Origin of the sequence: uncultured Dechloromonas sp. (assembly GCF_945957265.1) — a bacterium.
GTDB lineage: Bacteria > Pseudomonadota > Gammaproteobacteria > Burkholderiales > Rhodocyclaceae > Azonexus.
Genome location: NZ_CAMFKO010000039.1, coordinates 13836 through 36025 on the forward strand (window position 1 = coordinate 13836; position 22190 = coordinate 36025).

Here is a 22190-nt window from a genome sequence, read left to right on the forward strand (position 1 = left end):
GACGGACTGCGAATGGTCACTCATTAATCATAGCACCGGACTTGATACGGGGATTTTTCTTTCGTGCATCCCGGAGTAATATGTCCATCTTTACCATACGGTACCGTCTGGAATGGCGGCCGACAACACAGAGGAGAGCGGCAAATGCAGATCAAGGACAAGGTTTTTCTGGTGACGGGCGGCGGTTCCGGCCTGGGCGCGGCGACGGCGGCGGGGCTGATCGAGGCCGGCGCCAAGGTGGTTTTGGCCGACCTCAACCGCGAGGCCGGTGAAAAGCTGGCCGGCGAACTGGGTGCCAACGCGCTGTTCGTCGAGACCGACGTGGCCAGCGAGGCTTCCGCTGTCAATGCCGTGAATTCCGCCGTGGCGAAGTTTGGCGCCCTGCATGGCCTGGTCAACTGCGCCGGCGTGGCGCCGGCCGAAAAGGTGGTCGGCAAGGAAGGCCCGCACAAGCTGGAGAGCTTCGCGCGCACCATCAACATCAATCTGGTGGGCACCTTCAACATGCTCCGCCTGGCCGCCGAAGCGATGCTCAAGAATGAGCCGGATGCAGGCGCCGAGCGCGGCGTGATCATCAATACCGCATCTGTGGCTGCCTTCGAGGGCCAGCTCGGCCAGGCCGCCTATGCCGCTTCCAAGGGCGGCATTGTCGCCCTGACCCTGCCGGTGGCGCGCGAACTGGCGCGTAGCGGCATCCGTTGCCTGACCATCGCCCCGGGGATCATGGAGACGCCGATGCTGCTCGGCATGCCGGCCGAGGTGCAGGATGGACTGAACAAGATGGTTCCGTTCCCGACCCGCATGGGGAAGCCGGCGGAGTATGCCGCGCTGGTCAGGCATATTGCCGAAAACGCTTATCTCAATGGCGAGGTCATTCGCCTGGATGGCGCCATCCGGATGGGTGCCAAATAATCTATACTTCGGCTCCGCCCTTGATTCAAAAGGCACTTCGGTGCCTTTTTGGTTTTTATGCCCCCGAGTTCGTGCCACCACTGCGGTCTTCCCATTCCCGATGACATCGAGCTGTCGGTCAAGATAACGGGAGAAACGCGAGCGGTCTGTTGCTATGGTTGTCAGGCGGTGGCGCAGTCGATCGTCGACAACGGCCTGGAGGATTACTACCGGAGCCGCGACGCGCTTCCCGAGTCGCCGCGCGAGGCGATGCCGGCCGTCCTGGATCAACTGGCCCTGTACGACCATGCCGAGTTCCAGAAAAGCTTCGTCAAGGAACTTGGCGAGAGCGAGCGCGAGGCGTCGCTGCTGCTCGAGGGCATTACCTGTGCCGCCTGCATCTGGTTGAACGAGCAACATGTCGGCAGGCTGCAGGGGGTAACCGCGGTCGACATCAATTACGCGACCCGGCGGGCGCGGGTGCGCTGGGACGATGCGCGCATCAAGCTGTCCGATATCCTGGCGGCGATTGCGGCCATCGGTTACCGAGCCTATCCCTACGATGCCGCGAAGAACGAGGAAATCTCCCGCAAGGAGCGCCGCGATGCCCTGTGGCGCCTGTGGGTCGCCGGTTTCGGGATGATGCAGGTGATGATGTATGCCTATCCGGTATACATTGCCGACGGCGATATGGCGCCGGATATCGAGAGCCTGATGCGTTGGGCCAGTTTGCTGCTGACGCTGCCCGTCATCTTTTATTCGTCCGCGCCTTTCTTCAGGAACGCCTGGCGGGATCTCAGGCTGCGCCGGGTCGGCATGGATGTGCCGGTGGCGCTCGGTGTCGGAGCGGCTTTTCTGGCGAGTTGCTGGGCGACCTTTGCCCAAGCCGGCGAGGTGTATTTCGACTCGGTCACCATGTTTGTTTTCTTCCTGCTCGGGGGGCGCTTCCTCGAGATGACGGCGCGCCAGAAAGCGATCAGCGTGACCGAGGCGCTGGCCAAGCTGTTGCCGGCCTTTGCCCAGAAGATGCGGGGCTTTCCGGCGGATCGTTCGGTCGAGCAGTGCGTGGTTGCCGATCTGCGGGCCGGCGACCATGTGCTGGTGCGGGCCGGCGATATCGTGCCGGCCGATGGCCGGGTGATCGAGGGGCAGAGCTGCGCCAACGAATCGCTGCTGACCGGCGAGAGCAAGCCGGTAACGAAAATGCCCGGCGATCCGGTGACCGGCGGTTCGATCAATGCCGAAAGCCCCCTGGTGGTCCGCGTCGAGCAGGTGGGCGAGGGAACGCGCCTGTCCGCCATCATCCAGCTGATGGAGCGCGCGGCGGCGGAAAAGCCGAAGATCGTCGAGATGGCGGATCGCGTGGCCAGTTATTTCGTTGCCGCGTTGCTGGCTGTGGCCATCCTGGTCGCGATCGCCTGGTATGTGATCGACCCGTCGCGCGCATTGTGGATCACCGTTTCGGTGCTGGTCGTGACCTGTCCCTGCGCCTTGTCGCTGGCGACGCCGATCGCGCTGACGGTTGCTGCGGGCGCGCTGGCCAAGGACGGCTTGCTGGTGACGCGCGGGCATGCCATCGAAACGCTGGCCCGGGCCACGCATTTCGTGTTCGACAAAACGGGGACGCTGACGACCGGCAGGATGCATCTGATTGACGTCCTGCCGACGGCGGAGCTTGGTCGGGAGGAGTGCCTGGCCTTGGCGGCGGCACTCGAACATGCCTCCGAGCATCCGCTGGCTGCCGCGCTGAAGCGTGCTTCCGGGGGTGTGCTGCGGGCTACGTTGAATGCCCGCAGCGAGCCGGGACAGGGCATGGAGGCCGAGGTGGATGGCCGGCGCTACCGGATCGGGCGGCCGGATTACGCTTTGGCGCTTTCCGGTGCGCGTTTGCCTGACGCGGCTGGCGACTGGTTGCAGAGCGGCGATACCGTCGTCGTTCTGGCGGGCGATGCCGGATGTCTCGCCTTGTTTCGCATCGGCGACGAATTGCGCCCGGAATCGGTGCGCCTGGTCGCCGAGTTGCGCGGGCTTGGCAAGCATATCGTGCTGTTGACCGGGGATGCGCAAAGCGTGGCGCTCCGTATCGCGGCCGCGTTGGGTATCGACGACGTGCGCGCCGGCGTGACGCCGCAGGGCAAGCATGACTGCGTCAAGGCCTTGCAGGCACAGGGGGCCGTGGTGGCAATGGTTGGCGATGGCGTGAATGACGCGCCGGTGCTTGCGCAGGCGCAGGTTTCGGTGGCAATGGGCGGTGGCGCTCAGTTGGCGCGCACGCAGTCCGATTTCGTCCTGCTTTCGGAGAACCTCGATCATCTGCGCCATGGTGTGCGACGCGCGCAGCGCAGCCTTGCGATTATTCGCCAGAATCTCTGGTGGTCGTTCGCGTACAATTTCGTGGCCCTGCCCTTGGCCATCGCCGGATATGTAACGCCGTGGCTGGCGGGTATCGGCATGTCGGCCAGCTCCCTGCTGGTCGTTCTCAATTCGTTGCGCATTCAGCGCCAGGAGGCTGACGACTGATGGAGAGCGTCTATCTGTTGATTCCCGTGTCGGTGCTTCTCGTGTTCGGGATCGCGCTGGCTTTCTGGTGGTCGGTGCGTAGCGGCCAGTTCGACGATCTCGAAGGGCCGGGTTTCAGGGTCCTGATGGACGATAATCCGCCGCAACCCCCCGTTGAAAACACGAAAGCGGAGAAAACGGAGAAAGTTTGACCTGTGTCAACGTGCAGTTTGCGCCAAAAGCCATAATGGGCGCATTGCGGAGCCGGTGCTCCGCAGCAATTCTCTGTTGGGGTTGGGGTGCGTTACGACGCACCCTTTTTTTGTCCACAATTTGCCGCCGATTGCAAGGCCTGCCTAGGCAATTAGGACTAATTTGACTTAGATAATCGGTAGGTTGATCTAGGTCAAAACGCCTCCACTCAACTAGAATACCATCCGTTTCTATGTGCCCCCTTGGTCTCAGGGAGGTGGGCATCCCGTTTTTTATTAACGAGAGGTGGGTTCATGTCTGGAACGCAAACCACATATAACGATAAGGTCGTACGGCAGTTCGCCGTCATGACCGTCATCTGGGGCATCGTCGGTATGCTTGTCGGTGTCATCATCGCGGCTCAGCTAGTCTGGCCGGAACTTAACTTCGGGCCCTGGCTGCACTTCGGTCGCCTGCGTCCGTTGCACACCAACGCGGTTATTTTCGCGTTCGGTGGTTGCGCTTTGTTTGCAACGTCTTACTGGTGCGTTCAGCGCACCAGCCATGCCCGCCTGTGGGGTGGCCCGCTGATTCCGTTCACCTTCTGGGGTTGGCAGCTGATTATCGTCCTGGCTGCAGTCACCCTGCCGCTCGGCATCACCAGCGGCAAGGAATATGCCGAACTGGAATGGCCGATTGACCTGCTGATTACCGCTGTCTGGGTGTCCTACGCGCTGGTCTTCTTCGGTACCATCGCCGTCCGCAAGGTTTCCCATATTTACGTGGCCAACTGGTTCTTCGGCGCCTTCATCATCGCCGTCGCGCTGCTGCACATCGTCAACAGCATGGCCATGCCGGTCAACCTGACCAAGTCCTACTCCATGTACTCGGGCGTGCAGGACGCGATGATCCAGTGGTGGTACGGCCACAACGCCGTCGGCTTCTTCCTGACCGCAGGCTTCCTGGGCATGATGTACTACTTCGTGCCGAAGCAGGCTGGCCGTCCGGTCTATTCCTATCGCCTGTCGGTCGTGCACTTCTGGGCGCTGATCTTCACCTACATGTGGGCCGGCCCGCACCACCTGCACTACACCGCCCTGCCGGACTGGACCCAGTCCGTCGGCATGGTCTTCTCGCTGATCCTGCTGGCTCCGTCCTGGGGTGGCATGATCAACGGCATCATGACCCTGTCCGGTGCCTGGCATAAGCTGCGCGACGACCCCGTCCTGAAGTTCCTGATCACCTCGCTGTCCTTCTACGGCATGTCCACCTTCGAAGGCCCGATGATGTCGATCAAGACCGTCAACGCGCTGTCGCACTACACCGACTGGACCGTCGGCCACGTGCACTCCGGCGCCCTGGGCTGGGTGGCCATGGTTTCCATCGGCTCCATCTACTACCTGCTGCCGCGTCTGTTCGGCAAGTCCGAGATGTACAGCACCAAGCTGGTTACCGCCCACTTCTGGGTTGCCACCATCGGTACCGTTCTGTACATCGCTTCGATGTGGATTGCCGGTGTGATGCAGGGCCTGATGTGGCGCGCTGTCAATGCCGACGGTACGCTGGCTTACAGCTTCGTCGAATCCGTCAAGGGCTCCTACCCGTTCTGGGCGATCCGTTGGCTGGGTGGCGTCCTGTTCCTGTCCGGCATGCTGATCATGGCTTACAACATGTTCAAGACCATGGCTGGCGGCAAGACCCAGGATATGCCGGTGGTTGCTCCGGCTGGTCATCACGCCTGATTAGGGAGAGATAACAATGCTTAAGCATGAGCAAATTGAAAAGAGCGTAGCCCTGCTGGTTGTGCTGACGCTGCTCACCGTGATTTGGGGCGGCCTGCTCGAAATCGTTCCGCTGTTCTTCCAGAAGTCGACCACGACGCCGGTCGAGGGTGTCAAGCCGTACGACGCCGTTCGCCTGGCCGGCCGTGACATCTACGTCCGCGAAGGTTGCTTCCTGTGCCACTCGCAGATGATTCGTCCGTTCCGTGCCGAAACCGAGCGTTATGGCCATTACTCCGTCGCCGGCGAATACGTCTATGACCATCCGTTCCAGTGGGGTTCCAAGCGTACCGGTCCCGACCTGGCTCGCGTTGGTGCCCGCTATTCCGACGAATGGCAGCGTGCTCACCTGATGAACCCGCGTGACGTGGTGCCTGAGTCCAACATGCCCGCTTTCGCCTTCCTGGCTGCCACCAAGGCCAAGGATTCGGTTGGCGCCGACATCGAGAAGAAGATGGAAATCATGCGTGGCTATGCCAAGGCGCGTGGTATCCCGACCTATTCCGATGAGGAAATCAAGGGTGCCAAGGCTGCCATCGGCGACAAGACCGAAATGGATGTTCTGATTGCCTACCTGCAGGGCCTGGGTCTGGCGCTGAAGAACGTCAAGTAATAGCCATGGACATCAACGATCTCCGATCCATCGTCACCGTCGTCGGTCTGCTCTGCTTCCTGGCGATTGTGGCTTGGGCCTATGGCCGTAGCAGCCAAAAGGGGTTTGACGAGGCTGCGAACCTGCCGTTCTCCGGAGATGATGATCACGGTGCGTCGTCGAAAACGACGCACCTGCGCTGAAAAAAAGGAAAGCAAATGAGCGATTTCGTTAGCGATTTTTGGAACCTGTACGTCGTGGCAATCGTCGTGGGGAGTATTCTCTTCTGCGTGATTCTGCTGGTAGTCCAGGGCAAGGCGACTTTCACGCCGGGCAAGACCATGGGTCATGTCTGGGATGAAACTCTCGAGGAATACAACAACCCGATGCCGAAGTGGTGGAGCTGGATGTTCATCATCACGGTCATCTTCGCCTTCGTCTATCTGGCGCTCTACCCGGGCCTGGGCAACTTCAAGGGCATGCTGGGCTGGACCGCTGTCGGTCAGCACAAGGCTGAAGTCGACAAGATGGATGCCACGGTCAAGCCGCTGTTCGACAAGTACATGGCCATGGACCTGAAGGCTGTTGCTGCCGACAAGACGGCCATGGAAATGGGCAAGCGTCTGTACCTGACCTACTGCATGCAGTGTCACGGTGCCGATGCGCGCGGCGCCAAGGGCTTCCCGAATCTGACCGACGCCGACTGGCTGTATGGCGGCGAGCCGGAGCAGATCAAGGAAACCATCTCCAATGGTCGCATGGGCGTGATGCCGCCGCATGCGCAACTGGGCGCTGACACGATCAAGGACGTGGCCAACTTCGTGCGCTCCCTGTCCGGTCTGCCGAACGATGCAACCCGTGCCGCCAAGGGCAAGGAAACCTTTACCTCCGCCGGCTGCGTGGGCTGCCACGGTCCGGAAGCCAAGGGCATGCATGCAATCGGCGCGCCTAACCTGACCGACAAGGTCTGGCTGTACGGCTCTTCGGAAGCCACCATCACCGAGACGATCACCAAGGGGCGTCAGAACCAGATGCCGGCCTGGAAGGAGTTCCTCGGCGAGGCCAAGGTTCACCTGTTGTCCGCCTACGTGCTCAGCCTGAGCCAGGGCGCCAAGTAATAGCCTTCGAACGGGGCGGCGCGATGCCGCCCCGTTTATTTCCATATCAGCGATGACTGATCTGTATCAAAATTGCGTTCGTCGTAACCCCGAACTGTTAACGCCCAGCGTAATTTCGATACGGATATAGCCCCGATGGATTCAAAAGAAAATACAACACAGGCGGTACCAGCTCCCGCGCCGGTTTCTTTCTACGAGAAACACAAGAAGATATATATCCGGGATGTAAAAGGCTGGTGGAATACCTGGCGCTGGGTTCTCGTCTGGTTCACGCAGATTCTTTTCTACGGAGCCCCCTGGATTGAATGGAACGGCCGCCAGGCGGTCCTCTTTCATCTGGTCGAGCGCAAGTTCTACCTCTTCGGCCTGGTCCTGTGGCCGCAGGACGTTTTCTACCTTGCCCTGCTGCTGATCGTTTCGGCTTACGCCCTGTTCCTGTTTACCGCGATTGCCGGCCGATTGTTCTGCGGATACGCCTGTCCGCAGACGGTCTATACGGAAATATTCATGTGGGTGGAAAACCGGATCGAGGGCGATCGTTCGGCAAGAATGAAACTCGACAAGGGGCCGCTGACCTCGCGCAAGTTCGCCCTCAAGGCGGTCAAGCATGCGGTGTGGCTGCTGATCTCGATCTGGACGGGATTCACGCTGGTCGCGTACTTCACGCCCGTCGACGAATTGCTGGCCGCCCTGCCGTTCAATTTCTCGGGCTGGGAACTGTTCTGGACGTTTTTCTATGGCGGCTTCTGCTACATGCAGGCCGGCTTCCTGCGCGAGCAGGTGTGCAAGTACATGTGTCCGTACGCTCGTTTCCAGGGCGTGATGTTCGATCCCGATACGCTGGTCATTACCTACGATCCGGAGCGGGGCGAGCCGCGAGGCGCGCGCAAGAAGAGTGCCGATGCGAAGGCCTTGGGCGACTGCGTGGATTGCGGTCTCTGCGTGGCGGTATGCCCCACGGGAATCGATATCCGCAAGGGAATCCAGTACGAGTGCATTGGCTGCGGCGCCTGCATCGACGCCTGCGACCCGGTCATGGACAAGGTCGGCAAACCGCGCGGCCTGATTCGCTATACGACCGAGAATGCGCTGGAAAGGCATTTTTCGCCAAAGGAGGTCGTCGGGCACATCATGCGTCCGCGCATCCTTTTGTACACGGCCATTCTGGTGGCGATTACCGCGGCGTCGATCTGGTCGCTGGCCACCCGCGTCCCGCTCAAGGTCGATGTCATCCGCGACCGCTCCATACTGGCGCGCGAGGCCGATGATGGGCGTATCGAGAACGTCTACAACCTCAAGATCATGAATACGACGGAAGAGCCGAAGCGCTATGCGCTTTCTGTCGAAGGGATCGAAGGCATGGAGATCGTCGGCGAGCGCATCGTTGAAGTTGCCAGCGCCGAGAACCATGAAGTGACGGTCGTGGTGCGCGTGCCTGCCGAATCCGGCAAGACGGGCGCCAATACGATCTATTTTGATATCAAGGCCATGAACCATGACGGAATCGCGGTTCATGAAAAAGCCACTTTCCTGATGCCCTGACATGAGCAATGCGATGACCTTACGCAGCGACAACCAGCCCTGGTACAAGCAACGCTGGCCCTGGCTATTGATGATCGGCCCCGGGATGGTCATCGTCGCCGGAGTGATTACGGTGTGGCTGGCCGTGGTCAGCAACGATGGCCTGGTGACCGACGACTATTACAAGCAAGGTCTTGCCGTGAACCAGACCCTGGAGCGGGATCACCGCGCGGCCAGCCTGGGTTTGCAAGCGGACATCATGCGGGCGGGTGGCGCTATCCGTTTGTTTGTCAGGGGCAATGACGATGTCGCGGTTCCGTCGGTCATCGAACTCAAGCTGGCGCATCCAACGCGGGCCGGTCAGGATCAGGTCGTTGTCATGACATCGGAAGGTCAAGGCTTCTACGGCGGAAAGATCGCCGGAGAGGTCGTGGGACGTTGGCTTGTTTCCATTGAAGATCCCGCCGGGCAGTGGCGGCTTCATGGGGAGTGGCAGGCCGACTCGGTGGAGCCACTGCGTCTCACGGCGCAAGCGGGGAAGTAGTTTTTTTGTTACGGGAGGTGACTTTATGGCATGGGAACTTTTGTTTGGTAGCGATATCGGTTTGATGAGCCTCGTCGTCATCGTCGGCGTTCTGGTTATCGGCGCCGTGATGGGCAAGATGTATTCGAACAAGATCGACGAAGAGTCTCGCAAGCTCGGCAGCAAGTAATCCGGCTGGCAATCTCCTGCCTCGGGCGGGAGAAATACAAGGCCCCTGTTCCGTTAGTTCGGGCAGGGGTTTGTTTTTTCAGGGGGTAATATAGGTGGCATGCGCCGTGCCCTTGTCATATCGATTCTTGCTCATGTGCTCGCGATTGCGGGCCTTTTCGAGTTTCGGCCGTTGTCTGCCTGTTCGACTTGCGGCGCGACGGGGCCGGTGCCGCTGACCGTCGATTTCGCCCGCTTCAGGGCGCTGGAAGAGGTTGGGGCGGGCGGTCGGCCTGATTCGTCGACTGTCCCCGTCGTTGCCGAGCGGCATTCGGGGAGGCGCGCGTCGGCTGCCTCAAGCGGCGGACGACGATCTTCCAGCACGCCGGTGCAGGCCGTTCGGCAGCCTGAATTGCAGTCACCGCCGTCGCTTGCAGCCGCCGAGGGCATGGCCGGTTTGCCGCCCGGACTTGAAAGCGAGTACCGGCTCCACATCGCCCGCGAGTTGCGCCGGGCCGGATCCATGTCGCAAGCTTCGGATGTGCCGGGTTTGGAGGGCGACGTCCGCCTCGTCATCTCGTACTGGGCCGGATCGCATACGCCGGTAGTGTCGCTCGAACGCTCAAGCGGCCATGCCGAACTCGACGAAATGGCCCTGGCCGGTCTGAATGCCGCCGTGGCAAGGGTGAAATTGCCCGGGATGGCTGCTACAGGTGGCTTCAGAGTGCCTTTTCTGGTCGAGTATCGCCGGGAGCGGTAGGCGAGTTACAGCGGCGCCAGAACCGCTTCGTGAAAGTCGTAGCGCTGGTTTTCGCGGTCGGCGAGATAGCGTTCGAGGCACAGCGTGACGCTGCGGAATGCGAGATCGTGCCAAGGAATTTCGGCGGGCGGAATCAGGCGCACTTCAAGACTCTCCTCTCCCGCCAGAAACTCGGGAGTACGCAGTTTTCCGCGATAGAAAAGGTGGACCTGGTTGATGTGGGGAATATTGACCATGGCGAACGGCGCATCCACCGCGACGTCCGCTCCCGCTTCCTCGCGGGTTTCGCGGCAGGCGGCCTGGGCCGTGGTTTCGCCGTTTTCCATGAAGCCACCGGGCAGCGTCCAGTAGCCGTGGCGCGGTTCGATGGCGCGCCGGCACATCAGGATGCTGCCTTGCCATTCGGCCACGCAGCAGACGACGAGGCGCGGATTTTCGTAGTGGATGTGGCCGCATGTTCCGCAGACGTGCCGGGGAAGGTTGTCGCCGGCAGGTATGACGAGCGAGACGCCGGAGCCGCATCGAACGCAAAATTGAATCACTACAACTCCAGAGCATTGCACAGGTAATCGAGTTTATCACCTTGCCCTCCCGGTGCCCGGAGTTGCCCTTGTGACGGGCATTTCTTTCTTTGCACTCCGGCAATTCATGTGGCTACAATAGCGGGAACCAATGCTGGGACGGATTCGCGCCGGTTTGCTTGCCGGCGCACGGGGGGGCTTGAATGTTTTTGATCGTCGGGTATGTCATTATTTTGGCTTCGGCTCTGGGGACGTATGCGATCCACGGGAGCCTGCTCGCCCTTTGGGTTCCGACGGAGTACATCGCCATCGTCGGCTTGACGATTGGTTATTTTGTCGCGGCCAACAACATTTCGATCATCAAGGCCACGGTCGCGGCGGTTCCCGGAATCCTGAAGGGCTCGAAGTTCAACAAGGCTTTTTATATCGATGCCCTGGCGATGCTTTTCGAGGTGCTCGCGAAGGTTCGGAAAGAGGGGCTGATGTCCATCGAAGGCGACATCGAGAATCCCGAAGCCAGCCCGATCTTTTCCAAGTATCCCAATCTGGTTCATGACCACCACATCATGGAGTTCGTCACCGACTATCTGCGGATGATGGTCGGCGGCAACCTGAATACGGTCGAAATCGAGAGCCTGATGGACGTCGAGCTGGAGACGCACCACCACGAGGCCGCCGAGCCGGGTCATGTGGTGTCGGCCGTGGCGGGCGCCGTTCCCGCATTCGGTATCGTCGTCGCGGTGATGGGCGTGGTGAACGTGATGGGCTCGGTCGGTTCGCCTCCTGCCGTCCTCGGCAAGATGATCGGTGGAGCCCTGGTCGGCACCTTCCTCGGTATTCTGATCTCCTACGGCTTTGTCGAGCCGGTCGCCAAGCTGCTCGAGCAGAAGGCGGCGGAGGAAGGAACCATCTACAAGTGCATCAAGATGGTGCTGCTGGCCTCGATGTCCGGCTATGCCCCCCAGGTGGCGATCGAGTTCGGGCGCAAGACGCTCGACTCCCATTCGCGCCCCAGCTTCCGCGAGCTGGAGGAAGAGTTGAAGGCCCGCAAAGGCAAGTAAGCTTGCCTGACAACTGAACCGATTCGATGAGCGACGATTCCACACGCCCCATAGTCATCAAGCGCAAGAAGGTCGTCGCCGGAGGCGGGCACGGGGGCGCCTGGAAGATCGCCTATGCCGACTTCGTGACGGCGATGATGGCTTTCTTCCTGTTGATGTGGTTGCTCGGCTCGACCGCGAAGGGCGATCTGCAGGGTATCGCCGAGTTCTTCCAGAACCCGCTGAAGGTTTCCCAGCAGGGCGGCAGCGGTTCGGGCGACGCCACCAGCGTGCTGCAGGGTGGCGGCAAGGACCTTACGCGCCAGGCCGGCCAGGTCAAGCGGGGTGATGTCGAGGCCAAGAAGTCCACCTCGTTCTCCAAGGAGGCGCAAGCCGAGTTTCGTCGCAAGGAGCAGGAGCGCCTCGAAACCTTGAAGGCCGACATCGAGAAGATGATCGAGAAAAGCCCGCAGCTGGCGCAGTTCAAGAAGCAGATGCTGCTCGACATCACCTCGGAAGGCTTGCGTATCCAGATCGTCGATGAGCAAAACAGGCCGATGTTCGACTCAAGTAGTGCCGACCTCAAGCCGTATACAAGGGACATCCTTCGCCAGATCGGCAAGGCCTTGAATGGCGTGCAAAACCGGGTCAGCCTGGCCGGGCATACCGACGCGGCCCAGTTTGCCGGGGGTGAAAAGGGGTTTTCCAATTGGGAGTTGTCGTCCAACCGCGCCAACGCGTCGCGACGCGAACTGGTGCTCGGCGGCATGGATGACAGCAAGGTATTGCGGGTGGTCGGCCTGGCGTCGACGGTTCTTTTCGACAAAAACGATCCGCTGAGTTCGATCAACCGTCGCATCAGCATCGTCGTGCTCAACAAGAAGACGGAGCAGGCCATTCTCCAGGAGGAGGGGCCGGAGTCCGAGGTGGGCGGGGAAGAATCGTTGCCCGAGGGGCTGACACTGCCGGGTGTCGGCAAGGGTACTGCCGGCTGATTCGCCGACGCTTGCTGAATCACAGGGAGAGGGAATGGCCTCAAGTGGCAAAGCGATGTGGATGGCTGTCGCGGCCTCGCTGGCGGTGATCGGCGGCTTGCTGGCGTGGGAGCCGGCGGCCCGCTCTCCGGCGATCGTTGGTGCCTTTATCCTGTTGCTGCTCGGCTGGATGCTGCTCTGTCGATGTTCGGGAAAGGCGCCGGTGGCGGGCCAGGCGGTGAGCGATATGGCAAGTGCTCGCCGGGAAATCGTCGAACGAAGCGGAGAAGCCATCCTGCACGTGTCGGCGGAGGCTTCCCGGCAGGTCGCCGAAATGCGCAATGAAATCCGGCGGACGCAGGTCATTTTTGGCGAGGCGATCGAAAAGCTGGTGGCCAGCTTTCAGGGCATGAATGCCCAGCTCCAGCGCCAGCAGTCGTTGGGCATGCAGGTCATCAGCGGCGGTAGCGAAGAGGGGGCGGTCAGCGAGTTCCAGAACTTTGCGGCCAAGACGTCGGATACGTTGCGTCAGTTCGTTGATAGTGTCGTTGAGAATTCCAGGCTGGCCATGTCGCTGGTCGAAATGACCGATCGCATCATCCAGCAGATGAGCGAGGTCCGGGGCATGCTGGGCGAAATCGAGGGCATTGCCAAGCAGACCAACCTGTTGGCGCTCAATGCCGCGATCGAGGCAGCCCGTGCCGGCGAGGCGGGCCGGGGATTTGCCGTCGTCGCCGACGAGGTCAGGGACCTGTCCGGGCGGACCAATCATTTCAGCCAGCAAATTCGCGGTTCGCTGGGCAACATGCAGACGACCATCGAGGCTACCGAAAGGGCCATCAACCAGATGGCGGCGCAGGATATGACCTTCGCGCTGACCTCGAAGAGCGATGTCGAAGTCGCCATGGTCGGCATTAACGAGATGAATCGACGTACCGGCGAGAGCGTCGCCGAGTTGAAGACCATCGCGGATCAGGTCGAGCAATCGATCAATCAGGCCATCATGTCGCTGCAGTTTCAGGATATGGTGACTCAACTGCTGGGTCATGCCGGGAGTCGCCTGGATGTGCTCGATGAAATCCTGGCCGACGAGCAACGTATGGCCGGTGTCATGAACGATACGGCGAATCCGGGGGCTGCTTTGGCCGCACTTTCGGAAATCTGCCTTCACGTTGACCAGATTTCGCAAAAAATGGGTGTGATTTCTCAAAAGGTGGATAATAATCCGGTTAATCAAACAGGCTTTGCCAGTGGCGAAGTCGAGTTGTTCTGAATATATCGAGAGGTAACGATGGCAAAAACCGTTCTAGCAGTTGATGATTCCGCCTCCATTCGCCAGATGGTTTCATTTACCTTGAAAAGCGCCGGTTACGACGTGGTCGAGGCCGTAGACGGGATGGATGGCCTGGAGAAGGCCAAGACCAAGAGCATCAATCTGGTTCTGACGGATCAGAACATGCCGCGCATGGACGGGCTGACCCTGATCAAGAGCCTGCGCAGCATGCCGCAGTACGCCAAGACGCCGATCCTGATGCTGACGACCGAATCCTCCGATGCCATGAAGGCGCAGGGGCGGGCTGCCGGTGCGACGGGATGGCTGGTCAAGCCATTCGACCCCCAGAAACTGATTGAAGTCGTGCGCAAAGTCATCGGTTAACCAACGGCCGATCCACCTGTCGGCGGCAGGTCGGTTGCATACCAATATCGGCTGCCAGGGGTTGGCGGTTGTGCTCGGGGGGTAGCATGGCTATCGACATGAGTCAGTTCTATCAGGTGTTCTTCGATGAGTCGGCGGAACACCTGGCGGCAATGGAGGGGTTGCTGCTCGATCTGGATATCGAAAATCCGGATCCGGAGCAACTCAATGCCATATTCCGCGCCGCGCACTCCATCAAGGGGAGCGCGGGGACGTTCGGGTTTACCGATCTCGCGGAAACGACGCATATTCTTGAGAACCTGCTGGATCGCATCCGCAAGCAGGAGCTCGGCCTGCGTGCCGAGATGGTCGATGCCTTTCTGCAGAGCGGCGACATCCTGCGCGACATGCTGGAGGCGCACCAGGGGCGAGGCGAGGTCGATGCCGCCGCGGTCGAGGCCATCTGCGCCCGCCTGCGCCAGCTGTCCACGGACAAGCCGCTTGCCGCGCCGTCGGCCGCAGCCAGCACCCCGCTTTCTGCTGCGCCAGCCGCCAAGCCGGGTGCCCGGGTGTTCGACATCCAGTTCGTGCCGACGGAGGTTTCGGCCAGGGGCGAGGGCGTCAAGAACCTGCTGGCCGAGCTGCGTTCGCTCGGCGAACTGGAGATTCTGAGCCAGCCGGATGACGGCGTACACAACGTGGGTTACTGGCAGCTGCGCCTGCGCGGTGAGTGCGGCCAGGAAGCGTTTGCCGACCAGATCGATTTTGTCGCGGACAACGGCGCCTGGCGCGTGCTTGAAAACCAGCCAGCCGGCGACGCGGGGGATGGCGCATTCGGCTTTTTCGACGATTCGCCGGGAGCGCCGGAGGCGGACGCCGCCTACGGATTTTTCGCACCGCTCGAAACGCCCTCGGAGCCGAGCCCGCCCGCCGCGAAGGCAGAGGACGACGGCTATGGCTTTTTCGAGCCGCTCCCGGTCGCCGCTGAGGCGGCCGATGTAACGACGAGCGCGGAAGACGGCGATGGTTACGGCTTTTTCGAGCCATTGCCCGCCGCCCCGGACGAGCCGCCTGTCGCGGCCGAGGAAGGCGACGGCTTCGGCTTCTTCGAGCCCCTGCCCGAGGCGGCGCCCCCGGCGCCCTCGCCGGAGGAGCTGGCGGTCGAGCGGATTGCCGAGCCGGCCGCGCCGGTGGCTGTCGTGGCGCCGGAAAAGCCGGCAGCGGAGCCGAGGGCACGCGCGGCCAAGGCCGCCCCGGCAGCCGCCGCGGGGGGGGATTCCTCCATCCGCGTAAGCGTCGAAAAGGTCGACCAGCTGATCAACCTGGTCGGCGAGCTGGTGATCACCCAGGCCATGCTGCTGCAGACCGCTGGGCAGATGCAGGAAAACGCGCCGGAGCGCCTGGTCAATGGCTTGGCCCAGCTGGAGCGCAACACGCGCGACTTGCAGGAATCGGTCATGTCCATCCGCATGCTGCCGATTTCCTTCGTCTTCTCCCGCTTCCCGCGCGTGGTTCGCGACCTGTCCGGCAAGCTCGGCAAGCAGGTCGAGCTGAAGACATCTGGGGAGACCACCGAACTGGACAAGGGGCTGATCGAGCGCATCGCCGACCCGCTGACCCACCTCATCCGCAACAGCCTGGACCACGGGATCGAACTGCCGGAGAAGCGCATTGCCGCCGGCAAGAATCCGGTCGGGACGATTACCCTGAAGGCCTACCATCAGGGCGGGAACATCGTGATCGAGGTCGGCGACGACGGTGGCGGCCTGCCGCGCAACAAGATACTGGCCAAGGCGCGCGAGCGCGGCCTGCAGGTTTCCGACCAGATGACCGACCAGGAAGTCTTCAACCTGATCTTCGAGGCGGGATTCTCGACCGCCGAGCAGGTGACCGATGTGTCCGGGCGGGGCGTCGGGATGGACGTGGTGCGCCGCAACATCCAGTCCATGGGCGGGCGCGTCGAGATCGATTCGATGCTCGGGGTCGGCACCCGGATGACGGTGCGCCTGCCGCTCACGTTGGCGATCCTGGACGGTATGTCGATTGCCGTCGGCGACCAGACCTATATCCTGCCGCTGTCGTACGTGATCGAGTCGTTCCAGCCGCAGGCCGGCGATATCAAGACGCTCTCCAACCAGGCCCGGGTCATCCAGGTCCGGGGCGAGTACCTGCCGGTCGTTGCCTTGCACGAGGTGTTCAACATCAAACAGCGCGCCGGCGATTTCACGCAGGGCATCATGGTCGTGATCGACGCCGATGGCATCAAGGCGGCGCTTTATGTCGACGCGCTGGTCGGGCAGCACCAGGTCGTGATCAAGAGCCTGGAGGCGAATTATCGGCGGGTGCAGGGGATTTCCGGGGCCACCATCATGGGCGATGGCCATGTGGCGTTGATTCTGGATGTGTCGGCGATCGCCGGCATGGCCAAGAGCAGTGTGCAGAAAGCCGGCTGACGGCTGAATTGAGGAGCATGAGATGGAAGCGATGACGCAGAGCGGAAGCGCGGCAGGCGAAGAGGATCTGGTAGCCAGCGAGTATCTGACCTTCACGCTGGGCAGCGAGGAGTACGCGATCGATATCCTCAAGGTCCAGGAGATACGGGGCTACGAACCGCCCACGCTGATTGCCAATGCGCCCGCCTTCATCAAGGGGGTGATCAACCTGCGGGGAACGATCGTTCCTATCGTCGACCTGCGCATCAAGTTCAATCTGGGCAAGATCGAATACACCCCCTTTACCGTCGTCATCATTCTGAACGTTGCAGGCAGGGTGATCGGCGCCGTGGTCGATAGCGTTTCCGACGTCATTTCGCTGACCCGTTCGCAGATTCGCCCGGCCCCCGATTTCTCGGCCACCTTCGATACCAAGTACATCATCGGTCTGGCCACCGTGGATAGCCGGATGATGATCGTGACCGACATCGAGCGCCTGATGACCAGCGCCGACATGGAGCTGATCGACGGCGCCGCGGCATGACGCGATCGACGACGCGGACAACATTCCTAGAAACGCATCCGGAACGGGACATATTTCGATGAAATCCGAGAAACTGGCTAACAAATTCATAGGCTTGGGCTTGCTGACGGCCATTGCCGTCGCCGTGCCCATGGTGCCCTTGATCGGAGGTTTCAACGAGCAGGTGCGCCTGGTGGATAAGGAACGTACCGGCGTGGCGGTCCACAAGGAATTGCGCTTCGTGCTGCAGGATGCGCAGCGACACCGGGGGGCGACGACCTCCCTGCTGCTCGGCAAGCAGGAGTTCAAGGAACGCGCCGACTCCGCCAGGACGGGAACGGATGCCGCCATTACGAAGGCCGATGCGCTGATCGCCGCCAACGATTCGGAACTCGGCCAGCTGACCGGCTGGAACGACTTCAAGTCGAGCTGGCAAAGCCTGAAGGGGGAGTTTTCAACGCTCGCGCCGCAGGAGAACTCGAAGCGCCATACCGAGCTCATCGCCCGCTTGATGGGCGTCATGGACAAGGTGGCCGAACAGTCGGAGCTGGTGCTCGACCCGGAGGCAGTCACCTATTTCACGATGGACCTGACCATCCTGCAATTGCCGCATGTCACCGAGCGCATGGGGCAGGCGCGCGCGATGGGCTCGGTCGTGCTGTCGGAGAAGGCGATCAACCAGGTCCAGCGCGATGCCTTGATCGGCGGCTTTGCCGAGGTCTCCCTCCGCCAGAAACAGATGTTTGCCGATGGCGACAAGGTGCTGGCCGAGGATCCGGCGGCACGGGAGCAACTGACGGGCGCCTTTGAGGCAGCGAAAGTCGGCGTCGATACCTTCATGGCCAATATCCAGCGCAACATCCTGCGGGCCGAGGTCCTGAGCTACGAACCGGCGCGCTATTTTGACGAGACCACGCAGGGCATCAATGCCTTGTTCAAGCTCTACGACAGCGCGGACCAGTATCTCGACCAGGCTCTGGAAAAGCGCAGCGAGCGGGTTCGCAAGCATCGCCTGCTGGTCTTGTCCCTTGCCGGCGTATTGATCGCGCTGGCGGCCGGGGTCGGTTTCGTGATCCTGCGGCGGGTGAACCGCTCGGTCCTCGACGTGTCGCAAGCGCTCGATCAAATTGCCGGAGGTCGCCTCGACGTTCCGCTGGTGGCGTCCAGCAACGACGAAATCGGGCACATGATCCAGCGCCTTGAGGACATGCAGGTCCAGCTGCGCAATCGGCTGACCGCCGAGCGCGATGCGGCCAATGCCACCTTGCGCATCAAGGTCGCGCTTGACGCCAGTTCGAACAGCGTCATGGTGGCGGATCCGGACGGCCAGATCGTTTATTGCAACATGGCCGTGTTGGCGATGATGCGCGCGGCGGAGAGCGATATCCGCACCCAGCTGCCGAATTTCCGGGCCGATGCCATTCTCGGGTCGAATTTCGACATCTATCACAAGCAGCCCAGCCATCAGCGCAACCTGCTGGCCGCACTGAAGGGAACGCACCGCGCATCCATGAATATCGGCGGCCGGCACTTCAGCCTGATTGCCACGCCCATCCTGAACGCCGGCGGCGAGCGCCTGGGCACCGTGGTCGAGTGGCTGGATCGTACCGCCGAGGTGCTCGTCGAGCAGGAGGTGGCGAGCATCATCAGCGCGGCAGCCAGCGGGGATTTCAGCAGGCGCCTGGATAGCGCCAACATGAGCGGTTTCTTCAAGCAGATTTCCGATGGGATCAATGCCTTGCTGGAGGCCAATACGCGAGCCCTGGGCGATGTCGGCGCGATGTTCGCGCGTCTGGCGCAAGGCGACCTGACGCAGAAAATCGATGCGGACTATCAGGGGATGCTCGGTACGCTGAAGGACGATGCCAACACGACCGTGGACAATCTTGAGCAGATCATCGCCTCGATCAAGGATGCGGCCGGCGCCATTACCACGGCGGCCAAGGAAATCGCCTCGGGCAACCAGGATCTCTCCGGACGGACCGAGCAGCAGGCGAGCAGCCTGGAAGAAACGGCGTCGAGCATGGAGGAACTGACGGGGACGGTGAAGCAGAACGCCGACAATGCCCGCCAGGCCAACGAGCTGGCCGGCACGGCACAGCAGGTGGCGGTCAAGGGGGGCGAAGTGGTCAGCCAGGTGGTCGACACCATGAGCGCCATCCACCAGTCGAGCAGCAAGATTGCCGACATCATCGGGGTGATCGACGGCATCGCCTTCCAGACCAACATCCTGGCGCTCAACGCGGCGGTTGAAGCGGCCCGCGCCGGCGAACAGGGACGGGGTTTCGCGGTGGTGGCGACGGAAGTGCGCAACCTGGCGCAGCGCAGCGCGGCGGCGGCCAAGGAAATCAAGGGGCTGATCTCCGACTCGGTCGAGAAGGTCGAAACCGGCAACCGGCTGGTCGATCAGGCCGGGCGGACCATGGATGAAGTGGTCACCAGCATCAAGCGGGTGGCGAAGATCATGGCCGACATCTCCGATGCCAGCCGCGAACAGAGCTCGGGCATCGAGCAGGTCAGTCGCGCCGTCAGCCAGATGGACGAAGTGACGCAGCAGAACGCGGCGCTGGTCGAAGAGGCTGCGGCCGCGGCCGAGAGCCTGGAGGAACAGGCGCACAGCCTGGCGCAGGCGGTTTCCATCTTCGTGCTGCGGCAAGGGGGCGGCGTTCCGCAGTTGCCAGCATCCCGTCAGCCGCTTCGGGCAGCGAAGGCAGCGGCACGCCCGGCATTGCCGCACAGGGAACCTGTGCGCCTGACGCCTGCAGCAAGCAAATCCACTGCGCCATCCGTTCCGGATGACGACGAGTGGGCGGAATTCTGACCAGCGTATCGATACCGACAGAAAAAGCGATCGAGGAGCCAATAATGAGAACCAACTTACCCGTTACCGACAAAGAGGTCGCGCTGCGGCCGGACTCCTTGATCGTCTCGAAGACCGATCTGAAGGGACGCCTGACCTACATCAACCATGATTTCATTGAAATCAGCGGTTTCGCGGAGGCCGAGCTGATTGGCGAACCGCACAATCTGGTCCGCCACCCCGACATGCCGAGCGAGGCCTTTGAGGACTTGTGGCGCGATCTCAAGGCCGGGCGCCCGTGGACCGGGATGGTCAAGAACCGCTGCAAGAACGGCGATTACTACTGGGTGCTTGCCACGGCGACGCCAACGCGGGATGCCAGCGGCAATGTCGATGGCTACATGTCGGTTCGTCGCAAGCCGTCGGCGGAGCAGGTACAGGCCGCCGATCAGGCGTATCGCCTGTTCCGGGAAAAGCGTGCCGGAAACCTGCGCATTCAACACGGCGCGGTCGTCAAGGGCGGCCCGGGGCTACTGGCCGGCGTGAGTTTGAAGGCCAGGATGATGGCCGGCTTCGGTGCCATGCTGCTGGCCTTGGCGGCGGTCGCCATCCTCGGGCTGTGGGGAATGGCCTCGACGGAAGAGCAGGTCGAGGGGCTTTATGCGCGGCGCATCATCCCGCTGCAGGAAGTCGCCACGATCGGCAAGCTGATGGCCGACAACAGGGCCCAGATGCTGTCGGCGTTGCAGCACGATCCGGCCAATCCCTTTGCCAAGATGCACGATCATGGCATCGATACCCACCTGGCGCATATCGACCGGAACATCGCGGCGGTTTCCGAACACTGGGCCAACTATCGCAAGCACGTGCATTCGCCCGAGCACGTCAAACTGGCCGACGCTTTCGAGCAGAGCCGGAAGCGCTTCGTAGCCGAGGGCCTGCTGCCGGCGCGCACGGCATTGGGAGAGGGGCGTTTCGGCGAGGCCAACGATATCCGGCGCTTGAAGGCCGATGCGGCCTATGCCGAGGCTTCGAAGGACATGGAAAACCTGCTCAAGTACCTGAACGACGCCGGCGTGCGCCAGGTCGAGAAATCCCATGACGCTTTCTCCACCACACGTCTCTGGATGATATTCGCCGGCGTGGCGGCCCTGGTTCTCGGCATGCTGATTGCCCGTGCCCTGATCCTGGCGGTGACCCGGCCGATCGGCGAGGTCGTCGCAACCTTCCAGTCGCTGGCCAATGGCGACTACACCCGCAATGTGGATACCACCCGCAACGACGAAATGGGGCAGGTGTTGCAGGGGCTGCAATCCATGCAGATTCAGCAGGGCTTCAATGTCGCCGAGGCCAAGCGCGTCTCGGACGAGAACCTGCGTATCAAGATCGGCCTCGACTGCGTGAGCAGCCCGGTGCGTATCGCCGACCCGGATGGGCGGATCATCTATGCCAACAAGGCGCTCCTGAAGGCGGTCGGCGAAATGGAGGAAGTCCTGCGCGCCTATATCCCGGGCTTCAGCGCCGACAAGCTGGTCGGCAGTGACGTGGGGGTGTTCTACCGCGACGGTCGCGACGAGGCGCTCGCCCGGCTCAAGACCCTGGCCGAAACCCGGCGTTCCGAAATGGGTATTGGCAACCGGGTCTATCTGGTGACTACCAATCCGATCGTCAACGACCGCGGGCAGCGCCTGGGCACGGTCGGCGAATGGCGCGACCGCACGAACGAGGTGGCCGTCGAGAAGGAAGTGGCGGCCATCGTCGGCGCCGCGGCGAACGGCGATTTCTCGACGCGCGTCATCGAGGACGACAAGGAAGGATTCTTCCGCAGCCTGGCCCAGGATCTCAACCGTTTGTTGAACACCAGCCAGCAGGGCCTGGAGGATGTCGCCCGGGTGCTGTCCTCGATGGCCGGCGGCGACCTGTCGCAGACCATCAATGCGGACTATGCGGGAACGTTCGGGCAACTGAAGGACGATACGAATGCCACGGTGCTCCGCCTGCAGGAGATCGTCACCCAGATCAAGGATGCGACCGATGCCATCAACACGGCGGCCAAGGAAATCGCCTCGGGCAACCAGGATCTGTCGAGCCGGACCGAGGAACAGGCGAGCAGCCTTGAAGAAACGGCCTCGAGCATGGAGGAGCTGACGAGCACGGTGAAGCTGAACGCCGACAATGCCCGCCAGGCCAACGAGCTGGCCGGCACGGCACAGCAGGTG

Annotated in this window: 20 protein-coding genes; 19 read left to right on the forward strand and 1 reads right to left on the reverse strand. The window is 61.8% G+C overall.

Annotated elements, in window-relative coordinates; translation table 11 throughout:
- Positions 1–144: 144 nt before the first annotated feature.
- The 11 genes from Q0P59_RS16695 to Q0P59_RS16745 all read left to right on the forward strand — a co-directional run bounded on the left by Q0P59_RS16695 (position 145) and on the right by Q0P59_RS16745 (position 10045).
- Positions 145–912 carry a 3-hydroxyacyl-CoA dehydrogenase gene (locus tag Q0P59_RS16695; RefSeq protein ID WP_295008379.1) on the forward strand — a complete coding sequence of 256 codons (768 nt, stop codon included), beginning with the start codon at positions 145–147 and terminating at the stop codon, positions 910–912.
- Between the two features lie 57 nt (positions 913–969).
- Complete coding sequence (locus Q0P59_RS16700) at positions 970–3411, forward strand: heavy metal translocating P-type ATPase (RefSeq protein WP_295008381.1); 2442 nt, start codon at positions 970–972, stop codon at positions 3409–3411.
- Positions 3411–3602 (forward strand): cbb3-type cytochrome oxidase assembly protein CcoS, encoded by a 192-nt coding sequence (gene ccoS, locus Q0P59_RS16705; RefSeq protein ID WP_295008383.1) that lies wholly within the window; start codon positions 3411–3413, stop codon positions 3600–3602. The genes Q0P59_RS16700 and ccoS overlap by 1 nt, the downstream gene beginning before the upstream one ends.
- A 294-nt stretch (positions 3603–3896) precedes the next feature.
- On the forward strand, positions 3897–5324 hold the full coding sequence (gene ccoN / locus Q0P59_RS16710; RefSeq protein WP_295008385.1) for a cytochrome-c oxidase, cbb3-type subunit I: 1428 nt from the start codon (positions 3897–3899) through the stop codon (positions 5322–5324).
- Between the two features lie 16 nt (positions 5325–5340).
- Positions 5341–5976 (forward strand): cytochrome-c oxidase, cbb3-type subunit II, encoded by a 636-nt coding sequence (gene ccoO, locus Q0P59_RS16715; RefSeq protein WP_366091003.1) that lies wholly within the window; start codon positions 5341–5343, stop codon positions 5974–5976.
- 5 nt (positions 5977–5981) lie between these two features.
- Complete coding sequence (locus tag Q0P59_RS16720) at positions 5982–6158, forward strand: cbb3-type cytochrome c oxidase subunit 3 (RefSeq protein ID WP_295008387.1); 177 nt, start codon at positions 5982–5984, stop codon at positions 6156–6158.
- A 15-nt stretch (positions 6159–6173) separates the two neighbouring features.
- The gene (ccoP, locus tag Q0P59_RS16725) at positions 6174–7073 is read left to right on the forward strand and encodes a cytochrome-c oxidase, cbb3-type subunit III (RefSeq protein WP_295008389.1); all 900 of its coding nucleotides are present in this window, start codon (positions 6174–6176) and stop codon (positions 7071–7073) included.
- Positions 7074–7208: 135 nt separating this feature from the next.
- Positions 7209–8615: a cytochrome c oxidase accessory protein CcoG gene (gene ccoG, locus Q0P59_RS16730; RefSeq protein ID WP_295008391.1), complete on the forward strand. Its 1407-nt coding sequence runs from the start codon at positions 7209–7211 to the stop codon at positions 8613–8615.
- A 1-nt stretch (position 8616) separates the two neighbouring features.
- Complete coding sequence (locus Q0P59_RS16735) at positions 8617–9138, forward strand: FixH family protein (protein WP_295008394.1); 522 nt, start codon at positions 8617–8619, stop codon at positions 9136–9138.
- Positions 9139–9163: 25 nt separating this feature from the next.
- A complete protein-coding gene (locus Q0P59_RS16740) occupies positions 9164–9307 on the forward strand; it encodes a DUF3149 domain-containing protein (RefSeq protein ID WP_295008396.1) in 144 nt (47 codons plus the stop codon).
- Between the two features lie 99 nt (positions 9308–9406).
- Positions 9407–10045: a hypothetical protein gene (locus tag Q0P59_RS16745; RefSeq protein WP_295008398.1), complete on the forward strand. Its 639-nt coding sequence runs from the start codon at positions 9407–9409 to the stop codon at positions 10043–10045.
- Between the two features lie 5 nt (positions 10046–10050).
- Here the strand turns inward: Q0P59_RS16745 and Q0P59_RS16750 are convergent, their stop codons facing one another.
- Positions 10051–10587: an NUDIX hydrolase gene (locus Q0P59_RS16750; protein ID WP_366091007.1), complete on the reverse strand. Its 537-nt coding sequence runs from the start codon at positions 10585–10587 to the stop codon at positions 10051–10053.
- Between the two features lie 182 nt (positions 10588–10769).
- On the opposite strand from Q0P59_RS16750, the gene motA reads away from it, so the two are divergent.
- The 8 genes from motA to Q0P59_RS16790 form a co-directional block, all read left to right on the forward strand.
- Positions 10770–11627, forward strand: coding sequence for a flagellar motor stator protein MotA (gene motA / locus Q0P59_RS16755; RefSeq protein WP_295008400.1), 858 nt, complete (start codon positions 10770–10772; stop codon positions 11625–11627).
- 26 nt (positions 11628–11653) lie between these two features.
- A complete protein-coding gene (motB, locus tag Q0P59_RS16760) occupies positions 11654–12601 on the forward strand; it encodes a flagellar motor protein MotB (protein ID WP_295008402.1) in 948 nt (315 codons plus the stop codon).
- Between the two features lie 34 nt (positions 12602–12635).
- Positions 12636–13853, forward strand: a complete 1218-nt coding sequence (locus tag Q0P59_RS16765) for a methyl-accepting chemotaxis protein (RefSeq protein WP_295008404.1) — start codon at positions 12636–12638, stop codon at positions 13851–13853.
- An 18-nt stretch (positions 13854–13871) separates the two neighbouring features.
- The gene (locus Q0P59_RS16770; RefSeq protein WP_295008406.1) at positions 13872–14237 is read left to right on the forward strand and encodes a response regulator; all 366 of its coding nucleotides are present in this window, start codon (positions 13872–13874) and stop codon (positions 14235–14237) included.
- 98 nt (positions 14238–14335) lie between these two features.
- Entirely contained in the window at positions 14336–16669 is a 2334-nt protein-coding gene (locus tag Q0P59_RS16775; RefSeq protein WP_295008408.1) for a chemotaxis protein CheW, read from the forward strand.
- A 22-nt stretch (positions 16670–16691) separates the two neighbouring features.
- Complete coding sequence (locus Q0P59_RS16780; RefSeq protein WP_295008410.1) at positions 16692–17192, forward strand: chemotaxis protein CheW; 501 nt, start codon at positions 16692–16694, stop codon at positions 17190–17192.
- 58 nt (positions 17193–17250) lie between these two features.
- Positions 17251–19992, forward strand: a complete 2742-nt coding sequence (locus Q0P59_RS16785; protein ID WP_295008412.1) for a methyl-accepting chemotaxis protein — start codon at positions 17251–17253, stop codon at positions 19990–19992.
- Positions 19993–20036: 44 nt separating this feature from the next.
- Positions 20037–22190 (forward strand): Tar ligand binding domain-containing protein (locus Q0P59_RS16790; RefSeq protein WP_295008414.1); only part of this gene is annotated, 2154 nt, incomplete at its 3' end.

Bases quoted from the DNA above. Each gene is read 5' to 3' on its own strand.
- Q0P59_RS16695 (WP_295008379.1), top strand. From the start codon at position 145: ATGCAGATCAAGGACAAGGTTTTTCTGGTGACGGGCGGCGGTTCCGGC.
- ccoN (WP_295008385.1), top strand. From the start codon at position 3,897: ATGTCTGGAACGCAAACCACATATAACGATAAGGTCGTACGGCAGTTC.
- ccoS (WP_295008383.1), top strand. From the start codon at position 3,411: ATGGAGAGCGTCTATCTGTTGATTCCCGTGTCGGTGCTTCTCGTGTTC.
- Q0P59_RS16775 (WP_295008408.1), top strand. From the start codon at position 14,336: ATGAGTCAGTTCTATCAGGTGTTCTTCGATGAGTCGGCGGAACACCTG.
- ccoG (WP_295008391.1), top strand. From the start codon at position 7,209: ATGGATTCAAAAGAAAATACAACACAGGCGGTACCAGCTCCCGCGCCG.
- ccoP (WP_295008389.1), top strand. From the start codon at position 6,174: ATGAGCGATTTCGTTAGCGATTTTTGGAACCTGTACGTCGTGGCAATC.
- Q0P59_RS16745 (WP_295008398.1), top strand. From the start codon at position 9,407: ATGCGCCGTGCCCTTGTCATATCGATTCTTGCTCATGTGCTCGCGATT.
- Q0P59_RS16720 (WP_295008387.1), top strand. From the start codon at position 5,982: ATGGACATCAACGATCTCCGATCCATCGTCACCGTCGTCGGTCTGCTC.
- Q0P59_RS16770 (WP_295008406.1), top strand. From the start codon at position 13,872: ATGGCAAAAACCGTTCTAGCAGTTGATGATTCCGCCTCCATTCGCCAG.
- Q0P59_RS16735 (WP_295008394.1), top strand. From the start codon at position 8,617: ATGAGCAATGCGATGACCTTACGCAGCGACAACCAGCCCTGGTACAAG.
- Q0P59_RS16740 (WP_295008396.1), top strand. From the start codon at position 9,164: ATGGCATGGGAACTTTTGTTTGGTAGCGATATCGGTTTGATGAGCCTC.
- motA (WP_295008400.1), top strand. From the start codon at position 10,770: ATGTTTTTGATCGTCGGGTATGTCATTATTTTGGCTTCGGCTCTGGGG.
- Q0P59_RS16700 (WP_295008381.1), top strand. From the start codon at position 970: ATGCCCCCGAGTTCGTGCCACCACTGCGGTCTTCCCATTCCCGATGAC.
- Q0P59_RS16780 (WP_295008410.1), top strand. From the start codon at position 16,692: ATGGAAGCGATGACGCAGAGCGGAAGCGCGGCAGGCGAAGAGGATCTG.
- ccoO (WP_366091003.1), top strand. From the start codon at position 5,341: ATGCTTAAGCATGAGCAAATTGAAAAGAGCGTAGCCCTGCTGGTTGTG.
- motB (WP_295008402.1), top strand. From the start codon at position 11,654: ATGAGCGACGATTCCACACGCCCCATAGTCATCAAGCGCAAGAAGGTC.
- Q0P59_RS16785 (WP_295008412.1), top strand. From the start codon at position 17,251: ATGAAATCCGAGAAACTGGCTAACAAATTCATAGGCTTGGGCTTGCTG.
- Q0P59_RS16765 (WP_295008404.1), top strand. From the start codon at position 12,636: ATGGCCTCAAGTGGCAAAGCGATGTGGATGGCTGTCGCGGCCTCGCTG.